Origin of the sequence: Ramlibacter lithotrophicus (assembly GCF_012184415.1) — a bacterium.
Taxonomy (GTDB): Bacteria; Pseudomonadota; Gammaproteobacteria; order Burkholderiales; family Burkholderiaceae_C; genus Ramlibacter; species Ramlibacter lithotrophicus.
The window spans coordinates 143,829-166,166 of sequence record NZ_VTOX01000003.1 but is presented as its reverse complement, the minus strand read 5'-3'; the positions used below and the strand labels follow the sequence as shown (position 1 = coordinate 166,166).

General features: G+C 69.2%; 19 protein-coding genes. All 19 read left to right on the top strand.

Annotated elements, in window-relative coordinates:
- Positions 1-20: 20 nt before the first annotated feature.
- The 19 genes from RAMLITH_RS10615 to ftsA all read left to right on the top strand — a co-directional run bounded on the left by RAMLITH_RS10615 (position 21) and on the right by ftsA (position 22,307).
- Positions 21-1,058 carry a CobW family GTP-binding protein gene (locus RAMLITH_RS10615; RefSeq protein WP_168107376.1) on the top strand — a complete coding sequence of 346 codons (1,038 nt, stop codon included), beginning with the start codon at positions 21-23 and terminating at the stop codon, positions 1,056-1,058.
- A gap of 428 nt (positions 1,059-1,486) precedes the next feature.
- Positions 1,487-2,272 (top strand): RNA polymerase-binding protein DksA, encoded by a 786-nt coding sequence (gene dksA, locus RAMLITH_RS10610; RefSeq protein ID WP_337786146.1) that lies wholly within the window; start codon positions 1,487-1,489, stop codon positions 2,270-2,272.
- A 34-nt stretch (positions 2,273-2,306) separates the two neighbouring features.
- Complete coding sequence (locus tag RAMLITH_RS10605) at positions 2,307-4,157, top strand: STAS domain-containing protein (RefSeq protein ID WP_168107374.1); 1,851 nt, start codon at positions 2,307-2,309, stop codon at positions 4,155-4,157.
- A gap of 61 nt (positions 4,158-4,218) precedes the next feature.
- The gene (hslV, locus tag RAMLITH_RS10600; protein ID WP_168107373.1) at positions 4,219-4,770 is read left to right on the top strand and encodes an ATP-dependent protease subunit HslV; all 552 of its coding nucleotides are present in this window, start codon (positions 4,219-4,221) and stop codon (positions 4,768-4,770) included.
- 58 nt (positions 4,771-4,828) lie between these two features.
- Positions 4,829-6,148: an ATP-dependent protease ATPase subunit HslU gene (hslU, locus tag RAMLITH_RS10595; RefSeq protein ID WP_168107372.1), complete on the top strand. Its 1,320-nt coding sequence runs from the start codon at positions 4,829-4,831 to the stop codon at positions 6,146-6,148.
- 244 nt (positions 6,149-6,392) lie between these two features.
- Positions 6,393-6,821: a division/cell wall cluster transcriptional repressor MraZ gene (mraZ, locus tag RAMLITH_RS10590; protein WP_168107371.1), complete on the top strand. Its 429-nt coding sequence runs from the start codon at positions 6,393-6,395 to the stop codon at positions 6,819-6,821.
- 9 nt (positions 6,822-6,830) lie between these two features.
- Positions 6,831-7,769, top strand: coding sequence for a 16S rRNA (cytosine(1402)-N(4))-methyltransferase RsmH (rsmH, locus tag RAMLITH_RS10585; RefSeq protein WP_168107370.1), 939 nt, complete (start codon positions 6,831-6,833; stop codon positions 7,767-7,769).
- Positions 7,766-8,071, top strand: coding sequence for a cell division protein FtsL (gene ftsL / locus RAMLITH_RS10580; RefSeq protein ID WP_168107369.1), 306 nt, complete (start codon positions 7,766-7,768; stop codon positions 8,069-8,071). Before rsmH ends, ftsL begins: the two co-directional genes overlap by 4 nt.
- Positions 8,068-9,801, top strand: a complete 1,734-nt coding sequence (locus RAMLITH_RS10575; RefSeq protein WP_168107368.1) for a penicillin-binding transpeptidase domain-containing protein — start codon at positions 8,068-8,070, stop codon at positions 9,799-9,801. The genes ftsL and RAMLITH_RS10575 overlap by 4 nt, the downstream gene beginning before the upstream one ends.
- Positions 9,801-11,282, top strand: a complete 1,482-nt coding sequence (locus RAMLITH_RS10570) for a UDP-N-acetylmuramoyl-L-alanyl-D-glutamate--2,6-diaminopimelate ligase (RefSeq protein ID WP_168107367.1) — start codon at positions 9,801-9,803, stop codon at positions 11,280-11,282. Before RAMLITH_RS10575 ends, RAMLITH_RS10570 begins: the two co-directional genes overlap by 1 nt.
- 5 nt (positions 11,283-11,287) lie before the next feature.
- Positions 11,288-12,673: a UDP-N-acetylmuramoyl-tripeptide--D-alanyl-D-alanine ligase gene (locus RAMLITH_RS10565; protein WP_168107731.1), complete on the top strand. Its 1,386-nt coding sequence runs from the start codon at positions 11,288-11,290 to the stop codon at positions 12,671-12,673.
- Complete coding sequence (mraY, locus tag RAMLITH_RS10560) at positions 12,663-13,841, top strand: phospho-N-acetylmuramoyl-pentapeptide-transferase (RefSeq protein ID WP_168107366.1); 1,179 nt, start codon at positions 12,663-12,665, stop codon at positions 13,839-13,841. The genes RAMLITH_RS10565 and mraY overlap by 11 nt, the downstream gene beginning before the upstream one ends.
- Positions 13,841-15,358 (top strand): UDP-N-acetylmuramoyl-L-alanine--D-glutamate ligase, encoded by a 1,518-nt coding sequence (gene murD / locus RAMLITH_RS10555; protein ID WP_168107365.1) that lies wholly within the window; start codon positions 13,841-13,843, stop codon positions 15,356-15,358. The genes mraY and murD overlap by 1 nt, the downstream gene beginning before the upstream one ends.
- Positions 15,355-16,599, top strand: coding sequence for a putative lipid II flippase FtsW (gene ftsW / locus RAMLITH_RS10550; RefSeq protein ID WP_168107364.1), 1,245 nt, complete (start codon positions 15,355-15,357; stop codon positions 16,597-16,599). Before murD ends, ftsW begins: the two co-directional genes overlap by 4 nt.
- Positions 16,600-16,706: 107 nt before the next feature.
- Entirely contained in the window at positions 16,707-17,771 is a 1,065-nt protein-coding gene (gene murG, locus RAMLITH_RS10545; protein ID WP_238344130.1) for an undecaprenyldiphospho-muramoylpentapeptide beta-N-acetylglucosaminyltransferase, read from the top strand.
- A 138-nt stretch (positions 17,772-17,909) separates the two neighbouring features.
- Positions 17,910-19,322, top strand: coding sequence for a UDP-N-acetylmuramate--L-alanine ligase (murC, locus tag RAMLITH_RS10540; protein WP_168107363.1), 1,413 nt, complete (start codon positions 17,910-17,912; stop codon positions 19,320-19,322).
- Positions 19,319-20,287: a D-alanine--D-alanine ligase gene (locus RAMLITH_RS10535; RefSeq protein ID WP_168107362.1), complete on the top strand. Its 969-nt coding sequence runs from the start codon at positions 19,319-19,321 to the stop codon at positions 20,285-20,287. Before murC ends, RAMLITH_RS10535 begins: the two co-directional genes overlap by 4 nt.
- Positions 20,284-21,063 carry a cell division protein FtsQ/DivIB gene (locus RAMLITH_RS10530; protein ID WP_168107361.1) on the top strand — a complete coding sequence of 260 codons (780 nt, stop codon included), beginning with the start codon at positions 20,284-20,286 and terminating at the stop codon, positions 21,061-21,063. The genes RAMLITH_RS10535 and RAMLITH_RS10530 overlap by 4 nt, the downstream gene beginning before the upstream one ends.
- Positions 21,064-21,077: 14 nt before the next feature.
- A complete protein-coding gene (gene ftsA / locus RAMLITH_RS10525) occupies positions 21,078-22,307 on the top strand; it encodes a cell division protein FtsA (RefSeq protein WP_168107360.1) in 1,230 nt (409 codons plus the stop codon).
- Positions 22,308-22,338: the final 31 nt, after the last annotated feature.

Sequence of the window (22,338 nt, the reverse complement as noted above, 5' to 3'; positions counted from 1 at the left end):
CCCTAGCCCTAGCCCCTAGCATGTCCCTCATTCCCGCCACCATCCTCACCGGCTTCCTCGGCTCCGGCAAGACGACGCTCCTCAAGCGCGTGCTGGGCGAGGCGCACGGGCAGAAGATCGCCGTCATCGAGAACGAGTTCGGCGAGGAGAACATCGACAGCGACATCCTGGTGAGCGACACCAAGGAGCAGATCATCCAGATGAGCAACGGCTGCATCTGCTGCACCATCCGCGAGGACCTGCGCTCGACGCTGCAGCTGCTGGCCGCCAAGAAGCGCAAGGGCATGCTGGATTTCGACCGCGTGGTGATCGAGACCACCGGCCTGGCCGATCCCGGTCCCGTGGCCCAGACCTTCTTCATGGACGACGAGATCGCCGAGACCTACCTGCTCGACTCGATCCTGACCCTGGTCGACGCGAAACACGGCCAGAAGCAGCTCGACGACCGGCAGGAGGCTCGCCGGCAGGTCGGTTTCGCCGACCAGATCTTCATCAGCAAGACCGACCTGGTGTCGCGCGAGGAGGCCGACGACCTGGTCCACCGCCTCAAGCACATGAATCCGCGGGCGCCGCACAAGGCGGTGCACTTCGGCGAAGTGAAGATCGACGAGGTCTTCGACCTGCGCGGCTTCAACCTCAACGCCAAGCTCGACATCGATCCGGACTTCCTGAAGGAAGAGGCGGACGACCATCACGACCACCACGACCACGATCACGAGCACGGCGAGCACTGCGACCACCCGCACCACCACCACCATGACGACGACGTCAAGAGCTTCGTCTACCGCGCACAGCGGCCGCTCGACCCGGCCAAGCTGGAGGACTTCCTGGGCGCCGTGGTCAACATCTACGGCCCGCGGATGCTGCGCTACAAGGGGGTCCTCGACCTGAAGGGCACCGACCGCAAGGTGATCTTCCAGGGGGTGCACCAGCTGATGGGGAGCGACCTGGGACCGAAGTGGGCCGACGGCGAACAGCGCCAGAGCAAGATGGTCTTCATAGGAATCGACCTACCGAAAGATATCTTGATCCAGGGCCTGGAGCAGTGCCTCATTTAAGGTAGGCTCGCGGTTTTCGCCAACCGTGCGCGGGAGCCCGGATGACTGTCTCGATTCTGCAACTGCCGGCTTTGCCTTTTGGCAAGCGGGGGTCTTCACCCACGGGTGAAAACCCCAACCGCGAGCGTGCGCAGCGGGACAATCGCGGTATAACTCGCACTCATGAAGGTGACCGGTCACCACAACAACAGAGGACGGCGCGCGCCGGGTGTCCCCATGCCAGCGCAGCCGCGAGGAGCCACGACGTGAAGCCTCAACCGAAGGCTGGAACCAAGACGGCCAAGCCGGCGGCGAAGGCGAAGGCGAAAGCGGTACCGGCGAAAACCAGGGCCGCGAAGCCGGTGGCGAAGAAGGCGGCAGCCAAGCCGGCCGCCAAGGCGCCGGCGAAGAAGGCGCCGGCCAGGGCGGCGAAGTCGCCGGCCAGGACCGTGGCAGCCAAGAAGGCGCCCGCCAAGGCGCCCGCCGCCAGCAAGAAGGCGGCCCCGGCGGCGAAGGCCAAGCCGGCGGCCAGAAAAGAAACAGTCCAACCGAAGGCAGTGCCCGCCAAGGCGCACGCGGCCCCCGCCGCGGCGCCGGTGCACGCGATGCCTCCGCGTTCCGCGCCGGCCGAGCCGATGCGGTCCACCAAACCGTCGGCGCGGCTGGCGCAGATCACGGTGCCCTCGATGGCGCAATCCGTGGCGTCCACCGCTGCCAAAGCAAGCTATACCAACACGATGTCCCCTTCCGTCCTCACCCCCCCGCCCCTGGTGGCGATCAAGAAAGACCCCAAGCTGGCCAACAACTGGAAAACCAAGGCGCCCGAGGAGCTCACGGACGCCGAGGTCCTCGCGATGCCGGATACCGAGTACATGAACGAGAAGCAGATGGCGTTCTTCCGCCTGAAGCTGATGCAGCTCAAACAGGACATCCTCGACAACGCGGGCGAGACCACGGAGCACCTGCGCGAGGAAACGGTGATCGTCCCCGACCCGGCCGACCGCGCCACGATCGAGGAGGAGCACGCGCTCGAACTGCGTACCCGCGACCGCGAGCGCAAGCTGCTGAAGAAGATCGAGCAGTCGATCGCCCGCATCGATGCCGGCGACTACGGCTACTGCGACGAGACCGGCGAGCCGATCGGCGTCGGGCGCCTGCTTGCCCGGCCGACGGCCACTCTTTCGCTGGAAGCGCAGCAGCGGCGTGAACTGAAACAGAAGATGTTCGGCGACTGACGCGCCGGCATCACGCTGCAGGCTCGACCGCACCATGTCGAAGGACGACAACGCCGGCCTCTTCTCCAAGGTAGTCAAGTTCGTCAAGAACCCGACCACGAGCTGGGCCGACCTGGACCAGCCCGAGGCGGAGCGCGAGAGCGGTTACTCCAAGCAGATGCTCAAGGAGATGATCGAGCGCAAGCGCCGCAACGACTTCGTCCGCAAGCGCGAGTTCGACATGCTCCGCAAGCTGCGCCGCAGCGAGGCCATGGCCGGTCATGACCTCGCGGCGCGGCCTTCTTTCTTCCAGAGCTCCATGCCGTCCAAGCCGGACGACCGGGCGACGACGCTCAAGAAGATCGACGAGATCGAAGCCCAGATGTCCATGCAGTGGTGGAAGACCAAGCATGGCGGCCCGGGCAGCCTCGGCCCCACCAGCAGCCAGTTTGCGCCCTCGTCGCAGATGCCGGTCGAATCGGCACGGGCGCCGCTCGCGGCGCGGCCGCGCCCCGGGGCCTACGATTCGACCGAGCCGCAGCCGCTGGCGCCCACCGAAGCGCCCAAGGCCGCGGAGCCGCAGGAGATGCTGGACATCCCCTTCATCGCCGGGGGCTCCGCCGACAAGCCGATCCCGTCTGCGTCGCCCGTGCCGGTGCAGCGACCGGCCCCGCCGGCGCGCGCGGTCCCTGGCGCCAAGCCATTGCTCTCGCCGCTGACGCCGCTCAATACCGGCCCCGAGGGTTCGAGCACCGGGTTCAGCGCCTCCAAGCTGTTCGCGATCGACGTCGAGGAATTTGCGCACGACCCCGAGCTCGAGGAGGCGGCGATCCGCTTTGCGAACGGCGACGATGCGGGCGCGGAAGCCGGTTTGCTGGACGTGGTGGCTCCCGAGGGCGCCCGTGCCGACCACGACGAGACCTGGCTGACGCTGTTCGACCTGTACCGCGCCACCGGCCAGCAGGAACGGTTCGAGGCGGCGGCGATCGACTTTGCCGCGCGGCTGAGCCGCTCCGCGCCGCAGTGGTTCTCGATGCCCGAGGCGGTGGCGCGCATGAGGGCGACAGGCGGCGAGGACGCCGTCGACAAAGGGGCGCCGCTCGCGCACTGGACCTCGCCCGCGGTGCTGGGCACGCAGACGCTGGCCGCCATGGCGGCGGCGCTGGCCAAGGCCACGGAGCCATGGCGGCTCAACTGGACGAAGCTCACCGCGATCGAGGAGGCGGCCGCGGACGGCCTGACGCGCGTGTTCACGCAGTGGTCGTCGCAGCCGCTGCAGCTGCGCTTCATCGGCGCGGAAAGCCTGGAACGGGTGCTCAGGAACGCGAGCCCCTCGGGCGACCGCGGCGTGAATCCGGCCTGGTGGAAACTGCGCATGGAGACGTTGCGCCTGATGCACCGGCCCGACGAGTTCGAACTGGCCGCGCTGGACTACTGCGTCACGTACGAAGTCTCTCCGCCGTCGTGGGAGAGCGCGCGCTGCCAGTACAAGCCGCTGGACCAGGACGGCAGTTACGTGTCGGGCCACACGCTGGTCGGCGACGCGTTCCACGATTCGCTCAGCTCGACGCTCACGGCGCCCGGCTACGGCGACAGCAACACCGCGACCAGCACGCAGGTGGCGCAGGTCTGCAGCATCGAGCTGGCCGGCGAGATCCAGGGGGATGCACAGGAAACGCTGGACATCCTCGATGCCAAGCTGCAAGGCGCCGACATCATCGTGATCTCCTGCGCCCGGCTGATCCGGATCGACTTTTCCGCGGCCGGCGCGCTGCTCAACTGGGTGAGTTCCCGCCAGGCCGAAGGCCGGCAGGTGCAGTTCGTCGACACGCACCGCCTCGTGGCCGGCTTCTTCAACGTCATCGGCATCAGCGAACACGCCCGCGTGATCGCGCGCACCGACTGAAACCCTTTGGCCGGCGGCAGCCGCCTTGCAATCCGGCCGGCCGGCCCCAAGCTTCAGGCTCATGGAACAATTTCACGGCACGACCATCGTCAGCGTGCGCCGCCAGGACGCGGACGGCCGCTGGCAGGTGGCGATCGGCGGCGACGGGCAGGTCACGCTGGGCAACGTGGTCGTCAAGGGTTCGGCCCGCAAGGTGCGCAAGCTCTACCACGACAGGGTGATCGCGGGGTTTGCCGGCGCGACGGCCGACGCGTTCACGCTGTTCGAGCGCTTCGAGGCCAAGCTGGAGAAGCACCAGGGCCACCTGGTGCGCTCGGCGATCGAGCTGACCAAGGACTGGCGCACCGACCGCGTGCTGCGGCGGCTCGAGGCGATGCTGGCCGTCGCCGACAAGGAGGCATCGCTCATCATCACCGGCAACGGCGACGTGCTGGAGCCGGAGCACGGCATCATCGCGATCGGTTCGGGCGGCGCCTATGCGCAGGCCGCGGCCAAGGCGCTGCTGGACAACACGCAGCTCGATGCCCGCGAGATCGTGAAGAAGTCGCTCGAGATCGCCGGCGAGCTGTGCATCTACACGAACATGAACCACACGATCGAGGTGCTCGCGTAGCGCGAGCACCAGGGGCTGGGGCATAGCCCCTGGCCCCTCACCCCTAGCCCCTGCATCCATGTCCTCAATGACCCCCCAGGAGATCGTCTCCGAACTCGATCGCCACATCGTCGGCCAGGGCGACGCCAAGCGCGCCGTGGCCATCGCGCTGCGCAACCGCTGGCGCCGCCAGCAGGTCGACGAGAAGCTGCGGCCGGAGATCACGCCGAAGAACATCCTGATGATCGGTCCGACCGGCGTCGGCAAGACCGAGATCGCGCGGCGCCTCGCGCGGCTCGCCGACGCGCCGTTCATCAAGGTCGAGGCCACCAAGTTCACCGAGGTGGGTTACGTCGGGAAGGACGTGGATTCGATCGTGCGTGATCTGGCGGAGCTGGCCGTCAAGCAGACGCGGGTGGCCGAGATGCGCAAGGTCCGCACCCGCGCCGAGGACGCGGCCGAGGAGCGCATCCTCGACGTGCTGATCCCGCAGGCGCGCACCGGCGAGCCGGCCACCGAGGGCGCGGCCCGGCAGGCGTTCCGCAAGAAGCTGCGCGAGGGCCAGCTCGACGACAAGGAGGTCGAGATCGACGTCACCGAGGCGCGGCCGCAGCTCGAGATCATGGGTCCGGCCGGCATGGAGGAGATGACTGAGCAGTTGCGTGGCATGTTCGGCCAGCTTGGCGGGGGGCGGCGCAAGACCCGCAAGCTCAAGATCGGCGAGGCGATGAAGCTGCTGGTGGAGGAGGAGGCCGGCAAGCTGGTGAACGAGGACGAGATCCGCGCCGCGGCGATCCAGAACGCGGAGCAGAACGGCATCGTCTTCATCGACGAGATCGACAAGGTCACCTCGCGCGGCGAAGGCGGTGGCGGCGCGGAAGTGTCGCGCCAGGGCGTGCAGCGCGACCTGCTGCCACTGGTCGAAGGCACCACCGTCTCGACGAAGTACGGCCCGATCCGCACCGACCACATCCTGTTCATCGCGAGCGGCGCCTTCCAGATGTCCAAGCCGAGCGACCTGATCCCCGAGCTGCAGGGCCGGCTGCCGATCCGGGTCGAACTCAAGTCGCTGTCGGTGCAGGACTTCGAAGCGATCCTGACGCAGACCCACGCCTCGCTCGTCAAGCAGTACCAGGCCCTGCTCGCCACCGAGGGCGTGGTGCTGGAGTTCACGCCGGACGGAATCACCCGGCTGGCCGCCATCGCCTACGAAGTGAACGAGCGCACCGAGAACATCGGCGCGCGGCGGCTGGCGACGGTGATGGAGCGGCTGCTTGACGAGGTCAGCTTCGACGCAGCCCGGCTGGGCGGGCAGACGGTGGCGATCGACGCCGCCTACGTGGACGCCCGGCTGAAGGAATTGAGCCGGGACGAGGATCTGTCGCGCTACATTCTCTAACACTCGGCATTCTGCTGAGGTTTCACTTGCAGTGCTCCGTCTAAGTCGTTCTTTTAGAACGACTTTCACGGAGCATTGTTCTTCAAAAACGGCTCTAAGTCGTTGATTTCATTGCGAAAGTCGGTGGCGCCCCATCTTGCGCGCTCGGGTTTTCCTGCTACAGTGGAAAAAAGTGCAATGAAGTGGTGAAGAGTGGAGTCGCTCTTCGCCACCTGCGCATTTCCAGTAGCAAGGACTTACCTCAGTGTTCCAGGGCGCCTCGTCCGTCAGTCTCGATGCCAAGGGGCGGCTTTCCGTGCCGACCCGGCACCGGGACGTGCTCGCGGCGACGGCCGGCAACCAGCTGACCATCACCCGGCATCCGCACGGCTGCCTGATGATCTTTCCGCGTCCGGAATGGGAAAAATTTCGCGAGCGTATCGGCGAGTTACCCATGTCCGCCCAGTGGTGGAAGAGAATCTTCATGGGCAACGCGATGGACGTGGAACTCGACGGCACCGGACGGGTGCTGGTATCGCCCGAATTGCGTGCCGCCGCGGGCATCGAGAAGGAAGTGATGCTGCTCGGCATGGGCAACCATTTTGAGCTCTGGGACAGGGCGACCTACGAGGCCAAGGAAGCAGAGGCGCTGCGCGGCGAGATGCCCGACGTCTTCAAGGACTTTTCCTTCTGAGAGCGGGCGGTGGACAGCACATGGCAACACACCACCGTCCTGTTGCACGAGGCAGTCGACGCGCTGCTCGCCCAGGACCCCGATGCGCCGCAGCGTGCGGGCACGTTCGTGGACGCCACTTTCGGGCGCGGCGGCCACTCGCGGCTGATCCTCTCGCGGCTGGGCCCCGACGGCCGGCTCATCGCCTTCGACAAGGACCCGGAGGCCATCGCCGAAGCGCAGCGGATCGCCGATCCCCGCTTCTCGATCCGCCACGCCGGCTTTCGCGACGTCGGCGAGTTGCCGGCCGCCAGCGTGGCGGGCGTGCTCATGGACCTGGGCATCAGCTCGCCGCAGATCGACAACCCGGCGCGCGGCTTCTCGTTCCGCGGCGACGGGCCCCTGGACATGAGGATGGACACGACCCGCGGCGAAACCGTGGCGTCATGGTTGGCGCACGCCGAGGCTGCGCAGATCGCGGAGGTGATACGTGACTATGGCGAAGAACGGTTTGCTGTTCCGATTGCAAAGGCGATTGTGGCTCGCCGACAGGAGCGGGGGCCTCTTGCATCCACCGCCGAACTGGCCGAGCTCGTGGCTCGCACGGTCAAAACCCGCGAGCCGGGCCAGGACCCTGCAACGCGCACATTTCAGGCTCTTCGGATTTTCATCAACGCCGAGCTTGAAGAGCTGCAAGCGGCGCTAGAGGCCACCTTGGACATCCTGGCGCCCGGCGGACGGCTCGTGGCCATCAGCTTCCACTCGCTGGAAGACCGCATCGTGAAGCAGTTCATCGCGCAGCATTCGCGCGAGGTCTTCGATCGCCGCGCGCCGTTCGCCGCCCCCAAGGCGATGAAGCTGCGGGCGCTGGCGCGGGTGCGGCCTTCGGCGGCCGAAGTCGCCGCCAACCCGCGCGCGCGCAGCGCGATCATGCGGGTGGCCGAGCGCACCGGGGCGGGGACGGCATGACCCGCCTGAACATCGTCCTGCTGCTCGCGGTGATCGTGAGCGCGCTGTACCTCGTGCGCACGCAGTACGAGTCGCGCCGCCTGTACGCGGAGCTCGATCGCGCGCGCAGCGAGGCCCGCCGGCTCGAGACCGAGCACGAGCGGCTGCAGGTCGAGAAGCGCGCGCAGGCGACGCCCGCGCGCGTCGAGCGGCTGGCGCGCGAGCAGTTGCAGATGCGAGGCGCGACGCCGGCGATCACGCAGTACGTCGCTCCCGGCGCCGGCAAGGCGGCGTCGACCCCGGCGCGGGGAGGGCAGCCGTGAGCCGCAGCCTCGCCTACACCTCCAGTCCGTTGCTGGCCAGCCGCACGCCGGTCTGGCGCAGCAAGTTCATCGTGGGCGCCATCGCGCTGGGCTTCGTCGGGCTGGCGGGCCGTGCCGCCTGGGTGCAGGTGTTCGGCAACGAGTTCTTCCAGAAGCAGGGCGAGGTGCGCTTCGCGCGCACGCTGGAACTGCCCGCGAATCGCGGGCGCATCCTGGACCGCAACGGACTGCTGCTCGCCACCAGTGTCCCGGTCCCCAGCATCTGGGCGATTCCCGAGGACGTCGAGCGCGATCCCGCCAAGCTGGCGCAGCTCGCGAAGCTGCTGGAGATGCCGCGCCCCGAGCTGGAAAAGAAGCTGGAGGACGAGGACCGCTCGTTCGTGTGGCTCAAGCGCCAGGTGGAAGAGCCGGTGGCGCAGCAGATTGCCGCGCTCGACATGAAAGGCATCTACCAGCGCAAGGAATACAGGCGCCGCTATCCCGAGGGCGAGGCGGCGGCGCACGTCGTGGGCTTCACCAACGTGGAGGACCGCGGCCAGGAAGGCATCGAGCTCGCCTTCAACCAGGACCTCGCGGGGCGCCCCGGTTCGCGCCGGGTGATCAAGGACCGCCTCGGCCGCGTGGTGGAGGACGTGCGCGAGCAGGTGCCGCCGGTCCCCGGGCGCGACCTGCAGCTGTCGATCGACAGCAAGGTGCAGTTCTTCGCGTACCAGAAGCTGCGCGACGCGGTGACCGAGCACAAGGCCAGGGCCGGCAGCGTCGTGGTCCTCGACAGCACCACCGGCGAAGTGCTGGCGCTCGCGAACTACCCGAGCTACGAGCCGGGCAAGCGGCAGAACCTGTCGGGCGCGCAATTGCGCAACCGGGCGCTGACCGACACCTTCGAGCCGGGCTCGACGATGAAGCCGTTCATCGCCGCGCTGGCGCTGGAGAAGGGGCTCGTGCGTCCGGAATCGACCATCCAGACCGCGCCCGGCCGCCTGCAGATCGGCGGCTCGACCATCAGCGACGCGCACCCGCAGGGCCTGCTCACCGTCAACCAGGTGATCCAGAAATCCAGCAACGTCGGCACCGTGAAGATGGCCATGCAGATGCAGCCGCGCGAGATGTGGGAGCTGTTCTCGCACGTCGGTTTCGGCCAGAAGCCGCAACTGGACTTCCCCGGCGCCGTGAGCGGCAGGCTGCGCGCCCACCGCACGTGGCGGCCGATCGAGCAGGCGACCATGAGCTACGGCTACGGCCTGTCCACCAGCCTGTTCCAGCTGGCGCGCGCCTACACGGTGTTCGCCCGCGACGGCGACCTCGCGCCGTCGACGCTGCTCAAGGCGCCGGGGCCGGCGGCGGGCGTGCGCGTGGTCGACCCGAAGACGGCGCGGGCGGTGCGGCACATGCTGCACCTGGTGACGATCTCGGGCGGCACGGCGCCCAAGGCGCAGACCATGGGTTACTCGGTGGGCGGCAAGACCGGCACCGCGCACAAGCAGGAAGGCCGCGGCTACGCCGACCGCAAGTACCGCGGCTTCTTCGTCGGCGTGGCGCCGGTGGACAACCCGCGCATCGTCGTCGCCGTGATGATCGACGAGCCGAGCGGCGGCAAGTATTTCGGCGGCGACGTGGCGGCGCCGGTGTTCAGCGCGACCGTGCAGCAGACGCTGCGCCTGCTGGGCGTGCAGCCGGACATGAACGTCAAGCCGCAGGTGGTGGTCGAAGCGGTGGAGGAGTCGTTCTGATGCTCGAGCTCCATGCCCCCCAGGAAGCGGCGCGCTGGCTGCGCGAGCGCGTGACCGGCACGCTCCACTCCGACAGCCGCAAGGTCGGCGCGGGCGACGGTTTCATCGCCTGGCCCGGCGCCGCCAGCGACGGCCGCCAGTTCGTGCAGGGAGCGCTGGCCCAGGGCGCGGCGGCGTGCCTGGTGGAGCGCGAGGGCGTCGAGGCCTTCGCGTTCGATCGGCCCGACGTCGCCGCCTACCCGCAGCTGAAATCGCAGACCGGCGCGATCGCGGCCGAGTTCTTCGGCCGTCCGACGGAAACGATCGACGTGCTGGCGGTCACCGGCACCAACGGCAAGACGTCGACGGCATGGTGGCTCGCGCAGGCGCTGTCGAGCGTCGCGCCCGACGCGATCCCGTGCGGCCTGATCGGGACGCTGGGCACCGGCCGCCCGCCGCACGTCGAGTTCACCGGCCTCACGACCCCCGACCCGGTCCTGCTGCAGGCGCAGTTCCGCCGGTTCGCCGACCAGGGGCTGGCGGCCTGCGCGATCGAGGCTTCGTCGATCGGGATCGTGGAAAACCGGCTGGACGGCACGGCGATCCGGGTCGCCATCTTCACCAACTTCACCCAGGACCACCTCGACTACCACGGCACGATGCAGGCGTACTGGGACGCCAAGGCGCAGTTGTTCCGTTGGCCCGGCCTGCGGGCCGCGGTGCTGAACGTCGACGACGCCCGCGGCACGGAGCTGGCCCAATCGCTGCGCGGCGGCGCGCTCGACCTGTGGACCTTCTCGTGCCAGCAGCCGGCGCGCCTGGTCGCGCGCGACATCGGTTACGCCGACGGAGGGCTGCGGTTCGCGGTGCAGGAAGGGGCAGCCCGCGAGGAGCTCTCGACCCAGCTGATCGGCCAGTACAACGTGTCCAACCTGCTGGGGGTGATCGGCGCCATGCGCGCGACGGGCGTGCCGCTCGCGCAGGCGGTGCGGGCCTGCGGAGCGCTGCTGCCGGTGCCCGGGCGCATGGAACGCATCGCGATCGCGGGCCAGCCGCTGGTGGCGGTCGACTACGCCCACACGCCGGATGCGCTCGACAAGGCGCTGCAGGCATTGCAGCCGCTGGCGCGCCAGCGCGGCGGCAAGCTGTGGTGCGTCTTCGGCTGCGGCGGCGACCGCGACCCGGTCAAGCGGCCGCTGATGGCGGCCGTGGCGGAGAAGAACGCCGACCAGGTGGTGGTGACCAGCGACAACCCGCGAAGCGAGAAGCCCGAGAACATCATCAGCCAGATCCTGCTGGGGCTGTCGCACGACCGCTGCGTGCAGGTGCAGGCCGACCGCGCCCTGGCGATCGCCGAGACGATCGCCGCCGCCGCGCGCGAAGACGTCGTGCTGGTCGCGGGCAAGGGTCACGAGGACTACCAGGAGATCGGCGGCGTCAAGCACCCGTTCTCCGACCGCGAGCGCGCCCGCGCCGCGCTCGCGGCGAGGAGGGTGTCATGAACGGCATGTTCACGCTCGCGCAGGCGCTTGCCTGGCTTCCCGGCGCCACCTTGTCCGGCGACGGCGCCGTCGCCGTCGAGCGGGTGCACAGCGACACGCGCACCCTGCGGGCCGGCGACTTCTTCGTGGCCCTGCGCGGGGAGCGCTTCGACGCCAACGATTTCATTGCCGAGGCGCGCGGCAAGGGCGCCGTCGCGGCGCTGGCCCACCGCGGGCGGTTGCCGGCGGGCATGCCAGGGATCGAGGTGGACGACACCCGTCTCGCGCTCGGCGCGCTGGCGGCCGGCTGGCGGGCGCGCTTCAACCTGCCCTTGATCGCCGTCGCCGGCAGCAACGGCAAGACGACCGTGACGCAGATGATCGCGGCGATCCTGCGGGCGTGGAAGCCGGGCGAGATGCTGGCGACCGAGGGCAACTTCAACAACGACATCGGCCTGCCGCTCACCTTGTTGCGGCTGCGCCCCGAGCACCGGATCGCGGTGCTGGAACTGGGGATGAACCACCCCGGCGAGATCGCGTACCTCGCCGGCCTGTGCCGCCCCACCGTGGCACTGGTGAACAACGCCCAGCGCGAGCACCAGGAATTCATGGCCACCGTGGAAGCGGTGGCGCGCGAGAACGGCGCCGTGCTGGCGGCGTTGGGAGCCACCGGCGTGGCGGTGTTCCCCGCCGGCGAGGAGTTCACGCCGGTGTGGGTGGAACTGGCGGGCAACCGGCCGTGCATGACCTTCGGCTCGGAGAACGACCGCGCCGGCGCGCGCCAGGCCGACGTGGTGCTGACGCAGGCGCAGTGGCAGGACGGCTGCTGGCAGGTGCGCGTCGGCACGCCGGCCGGTGCGCTCGACTACCGCCTGCGCATCGCCGGGCGCCACAACGTGCGCAATTCGCAGGCGGCCGTCGCCTGCGCGCTGGCCGCCGGCGTGCCGCTGGGCGCGATCGTGCAGGGGCTGGAAGCATTCGAGCCGGTCAAGGGGCGATCACGCGCGCTGGCGGTGGCGATCGGCGGCCGCACGATCACCGTGGTCGACGACACGTACAACGCGAACCCGGACTCGGTGCGGGCGGCGATCGACGTCCTGGCCGAACTGCCGCCGCCCCGGCTCGCGGTGCTGGGGGACATGGGCGAGGTCGGCGACCAGGGCCCGCAATTTCACGAGGAAGTGGGCGAGCACGCCCGGGAGCGCGGCATCGAGCAGCTGCTGACCCTGGGCGGGCAGTCGGCCGCGATGGGAGGAACACATTTTGCAGACATCGAACCGCTCAAGGCGGCCGTGCTGGCGGCGCTGCCGCGCGCCGGCAGCGTGCTGGTCAAGGGCTCGCGCTTCATGAAGATGGAACGGATCGTCGAGGCCATCGTCGCCGCCGGGAAGGAACCGCCCCATGCTGCTTAACCTGGCCGGCTGGCTGCAGACGCTCGGGCCTGAGTTCGGCTTCCTGCGGGTGTTCCAGTACCTCACCTTCCGCGCGGTGATGGCCGCGCTCACGGCGCTGCTGATCGGGCTCATCGCCGGACCGGCGGTGATCCGCCACCTCACGGCGCTGAAGATCGGCCAGCCAGTGCGCGGCTACGCGATGCAGTCGCACCTGGCCAAGAGCGGCACCCCCACCATGGGCGGGGTGCTGGTGCTGCTGGCGATCGTGATCTCCACGATCCTGTGGTTCGACCTCACCAACCGCTTCGTGTGGATCGTGCTGGCCGTGACGATCGGCTTCGGCGCGATCGGCTGGGCCGACGACTGGCGCAAGGTCGTCAACAAGGACCCGGAGGGCATGCGCTCGCGCGAGAAGTACTTCTGGCAGTCGCTGATCGGCCTGCTGGCGGCGCTGTACCTCGTCTTCAGCATCTCCGAGAGTTCCAACTGGCGCGTGCTGCAGCTGTTCTACACGTGGGTGCGGTCGGGCTTTGACGTCAACCTGCCGCCCAAGGCGGGGCTGCTGCTGCCGTTCTTCAAGGAAGTGAGCTACCCCCTGGGCGTGTTCGGCTTCGTGATCCTCACCTACCTGGTGATCGTCGGCTCGAGCAATGCGGTGAACCTCACCGACGGACTCGACGGGCTCGCGATCATGCCGGTGGTGATGGTCGGCTCGGCGCTGGGCGTCTTCGCCTACGTGACCGGCAGCGCCGTGTATTCGAAATACCTGTTCTTCCCGCACATTCCCGGTTCGGGCGAGCTGCTGATCTTCTGTTCGGCGCTGGCGGGGGCCGGCCTTGCCTTCCTCTGGTACAACACGCACCCCGCCCAGGTGTTCATGGGCGACGTGGGCGCGCTGGCCCTGGGCGCCGCGCTGGGCACCATCGCCGTGATCGTGCGCCAGGAGATCGTGCTGGCCATCATGGGCGGCATCTTCGTGGTGGAAGCCATCTCCGTGATGGCGCAGGTGATGTACTTCAAGTACACCAAGAAGAAGTACGGCGAAGGCCGGCGCATCCTGAAGATGGCGCCGCTGCACCACCACTTCGAGAAGAGCGGCTGGACCGAGACGCAGGTGGTCGTGCGCTTCTGGATCATCACCATGTTGCTGTGCCTGGTCGGCCTGTCGACGCTGAAGCTGCGCTGATGCCGAACGACCTCCACGACCAGCATGTCCTCGTCCTGGGGCTCGGCGCCTCCGGACTGGCGATGGCGCGCTGGTGCGCCGGCCGCGGGGCGCGCGTGACCGTGGCGGACACCCGCGAGGAGCCACCGCAGCTGCCGGCCCTGCGTGAACACCTCCCGCAGGCGCGCTTCGTTGCAGGCCCGTTCGACGCGGCGCTGGCTGGGGCGGACGTGCAACTGGTGCTGCGCAGTCCCGGCCTCACGCCGCAACAGGTGGCGCCCGTGTGCGACGCCGCGCGCGACCGCGGCGTCGTCATCGGCGGCGAACTGAGCCTGTTCGCGGACGCCCTGGCGCAGCTGAAGCAGGAGGCGGGGTATGCCCCGCAGGTGCTGGCGGTGACCGGCACCAACGGCAAGACGACCGTGACGGCCCTGACCGGGCAGCTCATCGAGCGCGCCGGCAAGGCGGTCGCCGTGGCCGGCAACATCGGCCCGACGCTGGTCGACACGCTGCGCGAGAAGATGGCCGCGGGCGCGTTGCCCCAGGTGTGGGTGCTGGAGCTTTCGAGTTTTCAGCTGGACTGCGCGCAAGGCTTCGAGCCGACGGCGGCGACGGTGCTGAACGTGACGCAGGACCACCTGGACTGGCACGGCACGATGCCCGCCTACGCCGCCGCCAAGGCGCGCGTCTTCGGCTCGCGCGCGCTGATGATCCTCAATCGCGACGACGCCGTGGTGATGGACATGTTGCCGCCGCCGGTGCGTCTCAAGGGCGGCAAGATGGAGCAGCGCGAGTTCCAGACCTTCGGCGCCGAGGCGCCGCGCCGCGCCGGCGACTGGGGCATCGAAGTCGTCAACGGCATGGCCTGGCTGGTGCGTGCGCTGCCCGCCGACGAGACGCAAAAGAAACGCCGTGACGACGAGGACGAGCTGTTCATCCAGCGCCTGATGCCGGCGGACGCGCTGCGCATCCGCGGCCGCCACAACGCCGTGAACGCCCTGGCCGCTCTGGCGCTGGCGAGCGCCGCCGGCTGCCCGCTGGGACCGATGCTGTACGGACTGCGGGAGTACCGGGGCGAGCCGCACCGGGTCGAGTCGGTCGGCGTGATCGACGGCGTCGAATACTTCGACGACAGCAAGGGAACCAACGTCGGCGCCACCGTCGCCGCGCTGCAGGGCCTCGGCGCGGAACGCTCGCTGGTGGTGATCCTCGGCGGCGACGGCAAGGGACAGGACTTCTCGCCGCTGGCCGCGCCGGTGGCGCGACACGCCCGCGCGGCGGTGCTGATCGGCCGCGACGCGCCGCTGATCCGGGCGGTGCTCGAGCCGGCCGGCGTGCCGCTGCTGGAGGCCGTGACCATGGAGGAAGCCGTGGCGCTGGCCACCCAGCGGGCACATGCCGGCGATGCCGTGCTGATGTCGCCTGCCTGCGCCAGCTTCGACATGTTCCGCAACTACCCGCATCGGGCCGAGGTGTTCCGGGCCGCCGTGCAATCGATCGCCGACGCTGCCGGCCAGCAGCTGGAGGGCGCCGCATGAGCGCGTTGATGCGCCTGTCTGGCTGGTTCGGCGCGGCCGGCCGCGCGCGCGACACTGCCATTCCGCTGCGCTCGCCGCGGTATGGCGGCGCCACCGCCCCCACCCGCGTGCAGGGCTTCGACCAGGCGTTGCTGTGGGTGACGGTGGCGCTGCTCGCGTTCGGGCTGGTGATGGTCTATTCGGCGTCCATCGCGCTGCCGGACAACCCCAAGTTCGCGCGCTACAGCCACAGCCACTTCCTGCTCCGCCATGCCGGTTTCATGGCGGTCGCGTTCCTCGTGTCGGTGCTGGCCTTCCAGGTGCCCGTCGCCACCTGGGAAAAGGCGGCGCCATGGCTGTTCGTCGGGTCGGTCGTGCTGCTGGCCGTGGTGCTGGTTCCCGGCATCGGCAAGGGCGTCAACGGCGCCCGCCGCTGGCTCGGCGTGGGCGGCCTCAGCTTCCAGCCGTCCGAACTGGCCAAGCTGACGGTGCTGCTGTACGCGGCCAACTACATGGTCCGCAAGATGGACGTGAAGGAGCGTTTCTTCCGCGCGGTGCTGCCGATGGCGATCGCCGTCGGCATCGTCGGCATGCTGCTGCTGGCGGAGCCGGACATGGGCGCGTTCATGGTGATCGCGGTGATCGCGATGGGCATCCTGTTCCTGGGCGGCGTCAACGCCCGCATGTTCTTCCTGATCGCCACCGTGATCGTGGTGGCCTTCGTGCTGATGATCGCCGCCTCCGAGTGGCGGCGCGAGCGCATCTTCGCGTACCTCGATCCGTGGAGCGAGAAGCACGCGCTGGGCAAGGGCTACCAGCTGTCGCATTCGCTCATCGCGATCGGCCGCGGCGAGGTTTTCGGCGTGGGACTGGGCGGCAGCGTCGAGAAGCTGCACTGGCTGCCCGAAGCCCACACTGACTTCCTGCTGGCGGTGATCGGCGAGGAATTCGGCCTGGTCGGCGTCCTCGCCATCATCGTGGCGTTCCTGTGGATGACGCGCCGCATCATGCACATCGGCCGCCAGGCAATCGCGCTGGACCGCGTGTTCGCCGGGCTGGTCGCGCAAGGCGTCGGCATCTGGATCGGGTTCCAGGCCTTCATCAACATGGGCGTGAACCTCGGCGCACTGCCGACCAAGGGCCTCACGCTGCCCCTCATGAGCTACGGCGGCTCGGCGATCATGATGAACCTGATCGCCATCGCGATCGTGCTGCGGATCGACAACGAGAACCGCACCCTCATGCGAGGAGGCCGCGCATGAACGTCTCGATGGTGCACCCTCATGACTCCCTCCCCCTCGAGGGAGAGGGTCGGGGTGGGGGGGAGCCCACGACGGCAAGCGCCAGCGCGAGGGCGACAGCCCTCGTGATGGCGGGCGGGACTGGAGGCCACATCTTCCCCGGCCTGGCCGTCGCCGAAGCGCTGCGCGAACGCGGCTGGCGCGTGCACTGGCTGGGCGCGCCCGGCAGCATGGAAAGCCAGCTGGTGCCGCAGCGCGGTTTCCCGCTGGAGACGGTGGACTTCTCGGGCGTGCGGGGCAAGGGCCTCAGGACCCTGGTGTTCCTGCCGCTGCGCCTGTTGCGGGCGTTCTGGCAGAGCATCGCCGTCGTGCGCAGGGTGCGGCCCGACGTCGTCATCGGCCTGGGTGGCTACATCACCTTTCCCGGCGGGATGATGAGCGTCCTGCTCGGCAAGCCGCTGGTGCTGCACGAGCAGAATTCGGTCGCGGGCATGGCCAACCGCGTGCTGGCGGGGGTGGCCGACCGGGTGTTCACGGCGTTCCCCGATGTCCTCAGGCGCGCGACATGGGTCGGCAATCCACTGCGGGCCGCGTTCCTGAAGCAGGCCGAACCGGCACAGCGCTTCGCCGCGCGCAGCGGGCCGCTGCGGCTGCTGGTCGTCGGCGGCAGCCTCGGCGCGAAGGCCCTCAACGAGGCGGTGCCCAAGGCGCTGGCGCTGCTCGCGCCGGGTGAGCGGCCACAGGTGTTGCACCAGAGCGGGGCGAAGCAGATCGACGAGCTGCGCGCCAACTATGCGGCGGCCGGCGTGCAAGCGCAGCTCACCCCGTTCATCGACGACACGGCAACCGCGTTCGCCGAGGCGGACCTGATCGTGTGCCGCGCCGGCGCGAGCACCGTGACCGAGATCGCGGCCGTCGGGGCGGCCGCGGTTTTCGTTCCGTTCCCGTTCGCGGTGGACGACCACCAGACCACCAACGCCCGCTTTCTGGTGGACGCGGGCGGAGGCTGGCTGGTGCCGCAACGGGAGCTGACGCCGCAATGGCTGGCCGACCTGATCCGAACCACGACGCGCGAAGAGCTGGCCCGCCGGGCGGCGGCGGCCTGGGGCATGCGCAAGACGACGGCGACGGCCGACATGGTCGCGGCCTGCGAGGCGCTGGTTGGCGGCAAAGCAAGGGAGGGCCGGGCATGAAGCACGCCATCAAGCACATATCCATTTCGTCGAGCATTCGAAGTGCCGCCGAAATGAAGGGGGCCGTGTGAAGCACGCCATCAAGCACATGCTCATTTCGTCGAGCACTCGGAATGCCGCCGAAATGAAGGAGGCCGTGTGAAGCACGCCATCAAGCACATTCATTTCGTCGGCGTGGGCGGCGCCGGCATGTCCGGCATCGCCGAGGTCCTGCGCAACCAGGGCTACCTGATCTCCGGTTCCGACCTGGCCGACAGCCCGACGCTGCGGCGCCTGGAGGGGCTGGGCATCAAGACCTGCGTCGGCCACGCAGCCAAGAACATCGTCGGCGCCGACGCCGTGGTGACCTCCACGGCCGTGCAGCCCGACAACCCGGAAGTGGTCGCCGCGCGCAAGCGCAACATCCCGGTGGTGCCGCGCGCCACCATGCTGGCCGAGCTGATGCGCCTGAAGCAGGGCATCGCCATTGCCGGCACGCACGGCAAGACGACCACGACCAGCCTGGTGGCCAGCGTGCTCGCCGAGGGCGGGCTGGATCCCACGTTCGTGATCGGCGGCCGCCTGAACAGCGCGGGGGCCAATGCGCGCCTGGGCAGCGGCGACTACATCGTGGTCGAGGCCGACGAGTCGGATGCGTCGTTCCTGAACCTGATGCCGGTGATGGCGGTGGTGACCAACATCGACGCCGACCACATGGAGACCTACGGCCACGACTTCCGGCGGCTGCAGCGGGCCTTCGTCGACTTCCTGCACCGCATGCCGTTCTACGGCACCGCGATCCTGTGCATCGACGACCCGGCGGTGCGCGAGATCGTGCCCGACGTGCAGTGCCCGATCACCAGTTACGGCCTGTCCGAGCAGGCGCAGGTGCGGGCCGTCGACGTCCGGGCGGACGGCGGGCAGATGCGGTTCACCGTGCAGCGCCGCAACGGCGTCACGCTGCCGGACCTGCACGTCGTGCTGAACCTCGCCGGCATGCACAACGTGCTGAACGCCCTGGCGGCGATCGCCATCGCCGTCGAGCTGAACGTGCCGGACGCCATGCTGCTCAAGGCGCTGGCCGAGTTCAAGGGCGTGGGGCGCCGCTTCCAGCGTTACGGCGAGGTCGCGGTGCGGCCGGGGAACGGCGGCGGCCGCTTCACGGTGATCGAGGACTATGGCCACCACCCGGTGGAGATCGCTGCCACGGTGGCGGCCGCTCGCGGCGCCTTCCCGCAGCGCCGGCTGGTGCTGGCATTCCAGCCGCACCGCTTCACGCGCACCCGCGACTGCTTCGAGGACTTCGTGAAGGTGCTGGGACACGCCGACGTGCTGCTGCTGTCCGAGGTGTACGCGGCCGGCGAGGAACCGATCGTCGCGGCGGACGGCCGCTCGCTGGCGCGGGCGATCCGCGTCGCGGGCAAGACCGAGCCGGTGTTCGTCGACGCGATCGAGGCCATGCCCGGGGCGATCCTGGAACTGGCGCGCGACGGCGACGTGGTGATGTGCATGGGCGCCGGCTCGATCGGCGCCGTTCCGGCGAAGCTGGTGGAGTTGGGAGGTGCGGCATGAACCCGAATGACTTCGGCAAGGTCGCCGTCCTCATGGGCGGGGATTCGGCGGAGCGCGAGGTCTCGCTCATGTCGGGCAGCGGCGTGCTCAAGGCGCTGCAGTCCAGGGGCGTCGACGCCTATGCGTTCGATCCCGCCGAGCGCGACCTGGGCGAGCTGAAGCAGAGCGGTTTCCAGCGCTGCTTCATCGCGCTGCATGGCCGCTTCGGCGAGGACGGCACGGTGCAGGGCGCGCTCGAGCTGATGGGGATTCCGTACACCGGCTCCGGGGTGATGGCGTCCAGCATCGCCATCGACAAGGTCATGACCAAGCGCGTGTGGCTCGCCGAGGGCCTGCCCACGCCGAAATACGTGCTGCTGCGGCGCGGCCACTTCGACCGCGGGCAGGTGGTCGCCATTCCCGACGAACTGGGCCTGCCGCTGATCGTCAAGCCGGCCCGGGAGGGCTCGTCGATCGGCGTCGCCAAGGTTCAAGGCTATTCGGAGATGGTCGACGCCGTCGACCAGGCGGCGGCGCTCGACGCCGACGTGCTGTGCGAGCAGTTCATCAGCGGCGACGAGGTCACCTGTCCGGTGCTGGGCAGTGGCGAGGACGCGCGCGCGCTGCCGGTGATCCGGATCGTGGCGCCCTCGGGCAACTACGACTACCAGAACAAGTACTTCAGCGACGACACCAAGTACCTCGTGCCGTGCGGGCTGCCGGCCGGTGAGGAGGAGGCGATCCAGGAGATCGTGCTGAAGGCCTACCGCGTGCTCGGCTGCCGCGGCTGGGGCCGCGTCGACGTGATGATCGACGCCGCCACGCGCAAGCCGTCCCTGCTGGAGCTCAATACCTCGCCCGGCATGACCGGCCATTCGCTGGTGCCGATGTCGGCCCGCGCGGCCGGCATCAGTTACGAGGACCTGTGCGTGCAGCTGCTCGCCTCGGCGGCGCTGGACCAGCACAAGGGAGTCCGCGCGAAATGAGCACCGCCGCCGCGATGCCCGCCGACGTCAGGCTGATGAACATCGCCGCGACGGCGCTGTTCGCCATCGGCCTGGCCGTGCTGGTCGCGGCGGCAGCGTGGTGGACGCTGCGGCACCCCTTGTTCGCGGTGTCGGCGATCACGGTGGAAGGCGACGTCAGCCACAACAGCGCGGCCACGCTGCGGGCCAACGTGGCGCCGCGCCTGGCCGGCAACTTCTTCACCGTCAACCTCAGGGCCGCGCGCGATGCGTTCCAGGCGGCGCCGTGGGTGCGGCAGGCCGTGGTGCGGCGGGAATTCCCGAACCGGCTGCGGGTGCAGTTGCAGGAGCACCAGGCGGTGGCGCTGTGGGGCGAGCACGAAAGCCGCATGGTCAACAGCTTCGGCGAAGTCTTCGAGGCGAACGCCGGCGACGTCGAGCCGGACGACCTGCCGCGACTGTCCGGACCGGACGGTCAGTCGCGCGAAGTGCTGGCGATGTACCAGGCGCTCGTCCCGCTGTTTGCGCCGCTCGACCTGGCGGTGGCCCGGCTGGCGCTGACGACGCGCGGCAGCTGGAACCTGGAGCTGGACACAGGGGCGGCGATCGAGCTGGGCCGCGGCACGCGCGAGGAGGTGACCGGGCGTGCGCAGCGCTTCGCGCAGACGCTGACGCAGGTGGCATCGCGGTACGGGCGCACGCCGGAGGCGCTGCTGGCGGCAGACCTGCGCCACGCGGACGGATACGCGCTGCGCCTGCGCGGCGTCGCGACCACGGCCGAAGTGCCGAAGAAATAAAGAGGGGCGAGGGAATGGCAAAGGAATACAAGGACCTGGTGGTGGGGCTGGACATCGGCACCGCCAAGGTGATGGCGGTGGTCGGCGAGGTGGTGGCGGGCGGCGAGCTCAAGCTGGCGGGGCTCGGCGTCGCCGCGTCCAACGGGCTGAAGCGTGGGGTTGTCGTCAACATCGACGCGACGGTGCAAAGCATCCAGCAGGCGCTGAAGGAAGCCGAGCTGATGGCCGACTGCAAGATCACGCGGGTCTACACCGGAATCACCGGCAGCCACATCCGCGGCATCAACTCCAGCGGCATGGTCGCCGTCAAGGACAAGGAAGTGACGCCGGCCGACGTGGCGCGGGTGGTCGAGACGGCCCGGGCGATCAACATCTCGACCGACCAGCGCCTGCTGCTGGTCGAGCCGCAGGAGTTCGTGATCGACGGCCAGGACGTCAAGGAGCCGATCGGCATGAGCGGCATCCGGCTGGAGGCCAAGGTGCACATCGTGACCGGCGCCCAGAGCGCGGCCGAGAACATCATCAAGTGCGTGCGGCGCTGCGGCCTCGAGGTCGAGCAGCTGATGCTCAACCCGCTGGCCTCCAGCCTGTCGGTGCTGACCGACGACGAGAAGGAACTGGGCGTCGCGATGGTCGACATCGGCGCCGGCACCACCGACGTGGCGATCTTCACCAACGGCGCGATCCGGCACACCGCCGTGATCCCGATCGCCGGCGACCTGATCACCAGCGACATCGCCATGGCGCTGCGCACGCCGACCAAGGACGCCGAGGACATCAAGGTCGAGAGCGGCTATGCCAAGCAGCTGCTCGCCGACCCCGACCAGCAGGTGGAAGTGCCGGGACTCGGCGACCGCGGCCCCCGCATGTTGTCGCGCCAGGCGCTGGCCGGCGTGATCGAGCCGCGCGTCGAGGAGATCTTCTCGCTGGTGCAGCAGGTGATCCGCGAGTCGGGCTACGAGGAAGTGCTGTCGTCGGGCGTGGTGATCACGGGCGGCAGCGCGGTGATGCCCGGCATGGTCGAACTGGGAGAGGACATCTTCCTGAAGCCCGTGCGGCGCGGCGTGCCCAAGTACCGCGGCGCGCTGGCGGACATGATTTCACAGGCCCGCGCGGCGACGGTGATGGGACTGCTCGAGGAAGCGCGGCTGGCGCGCCTGCGCGGCTTCAAGGTGGCGCAGAAGAACGGGTCGATGAAGACGGCGTTTGGCCGCTTCCGGGATTTCATCGTGGGGAACTTCTGAGTCGCACAGCCGGACGCAGAGGACGCGGAAG

Excerpts from the sequence above, each read along its gene's own strand:
- RAMLITH_RS10615 (WP_168107376.1), top strand. The coding sequence starts at position 21 with ATGTCCCTCATTCCCGCCACCATCCTCACCGGCTTCCTCGGCTCCGGC.
- RAMLITH_RS10605 (WP_168107374.1), top strand. The coding sequence starts at position 2,307 with ATGTCGAAGGACGACAACGCCGGCCTCTTCTCCAAGGTAGTCAAGTTC.
- hslV (WP_168107373.1), top strand. The coding sequence starts at position 4,219 with ATGGAACAATTTCACGGCACGACCATCGTCAGCGTGCGCCGCCAGGAC.
- hslU (WP_168107372.1), top strand. The coding sequence starts at position 4,829 with ATGTCCTCAATGACCCCCCAGGAGATCGTCTCCGAACTCGATCGCCAC.
- ftsL (WP_168107369.1), top strand. The coding sequence starts at position 7,766 with ATGACCCGCCTGAACATCGTCCTGCTGCTCGCGGTGATCGTGAGCGCG.
- RAMLITH_RS10570 (WP_168107367.1), top strand. The coding sequence starts at position 9,801 with ATGCTCGAGCTCCATGCCCCCCAGGAAGCGGCGCGCTGGCTGCGCGAG.
- RAMLITH_RS10565 (WP_168107731.1), top strand. The coding sequence starts at position 11,288 with ATGTTCACGCTCGCGCAGGCGCTTGCCTGGCTTCCCGGCGCCACCTTG.
- mraY (WP_168107366.1), top strand. The coding sequence starts at position 12,663 with ATGCTGCTTAACCTGGCCGGCTGGCTGCAGACGCTCGGGCCTGAGTTC.
- murD (WP_168107365.1), top strand. The coding sequence starts at position 13,841 with ATGCCGAACGACCTCCACGACCAGCATGTCCTCGTCCTGGGGCTCGGC.
- ftsW (WP_168107364.1), top strand. The coding sequence starts at position 15,355 with ATGAGCGCGTTGATGCGCCTGTCTGGCTGGTTCGGCGCGGCCGGCCGC.
- murG (WP_238344130.1), top strand. The coding sequence starts at position 16,707 with ATGGCGGGCGGGACTGGAGGCCACATCTTCCCCGGCCTGGCCGTCGCC.
- RAMLITH_RS10535 (WP_168107362.1), top strand. The coding sequence starts at position 19,319 with ATGAACCCGAATGACTTCGGCAAGGTCGCCGTCCTCATGGGCGGGGAT.
- RAMLITH_RS10530 (WP_168107361.1), top strand. The coding sequence starts at position 20,284 with ATGAGCACCGCCGCCGCGATGCCCGCCGACGTCAGGCTGATGAACATC.
- ftsA (WP_168107360.1), top strand. The coding sequence starts at position 21,078 with ATGGCAAAGGAATACAAGGACCTGGTGGTGGGGCTGGACATCGGCACC.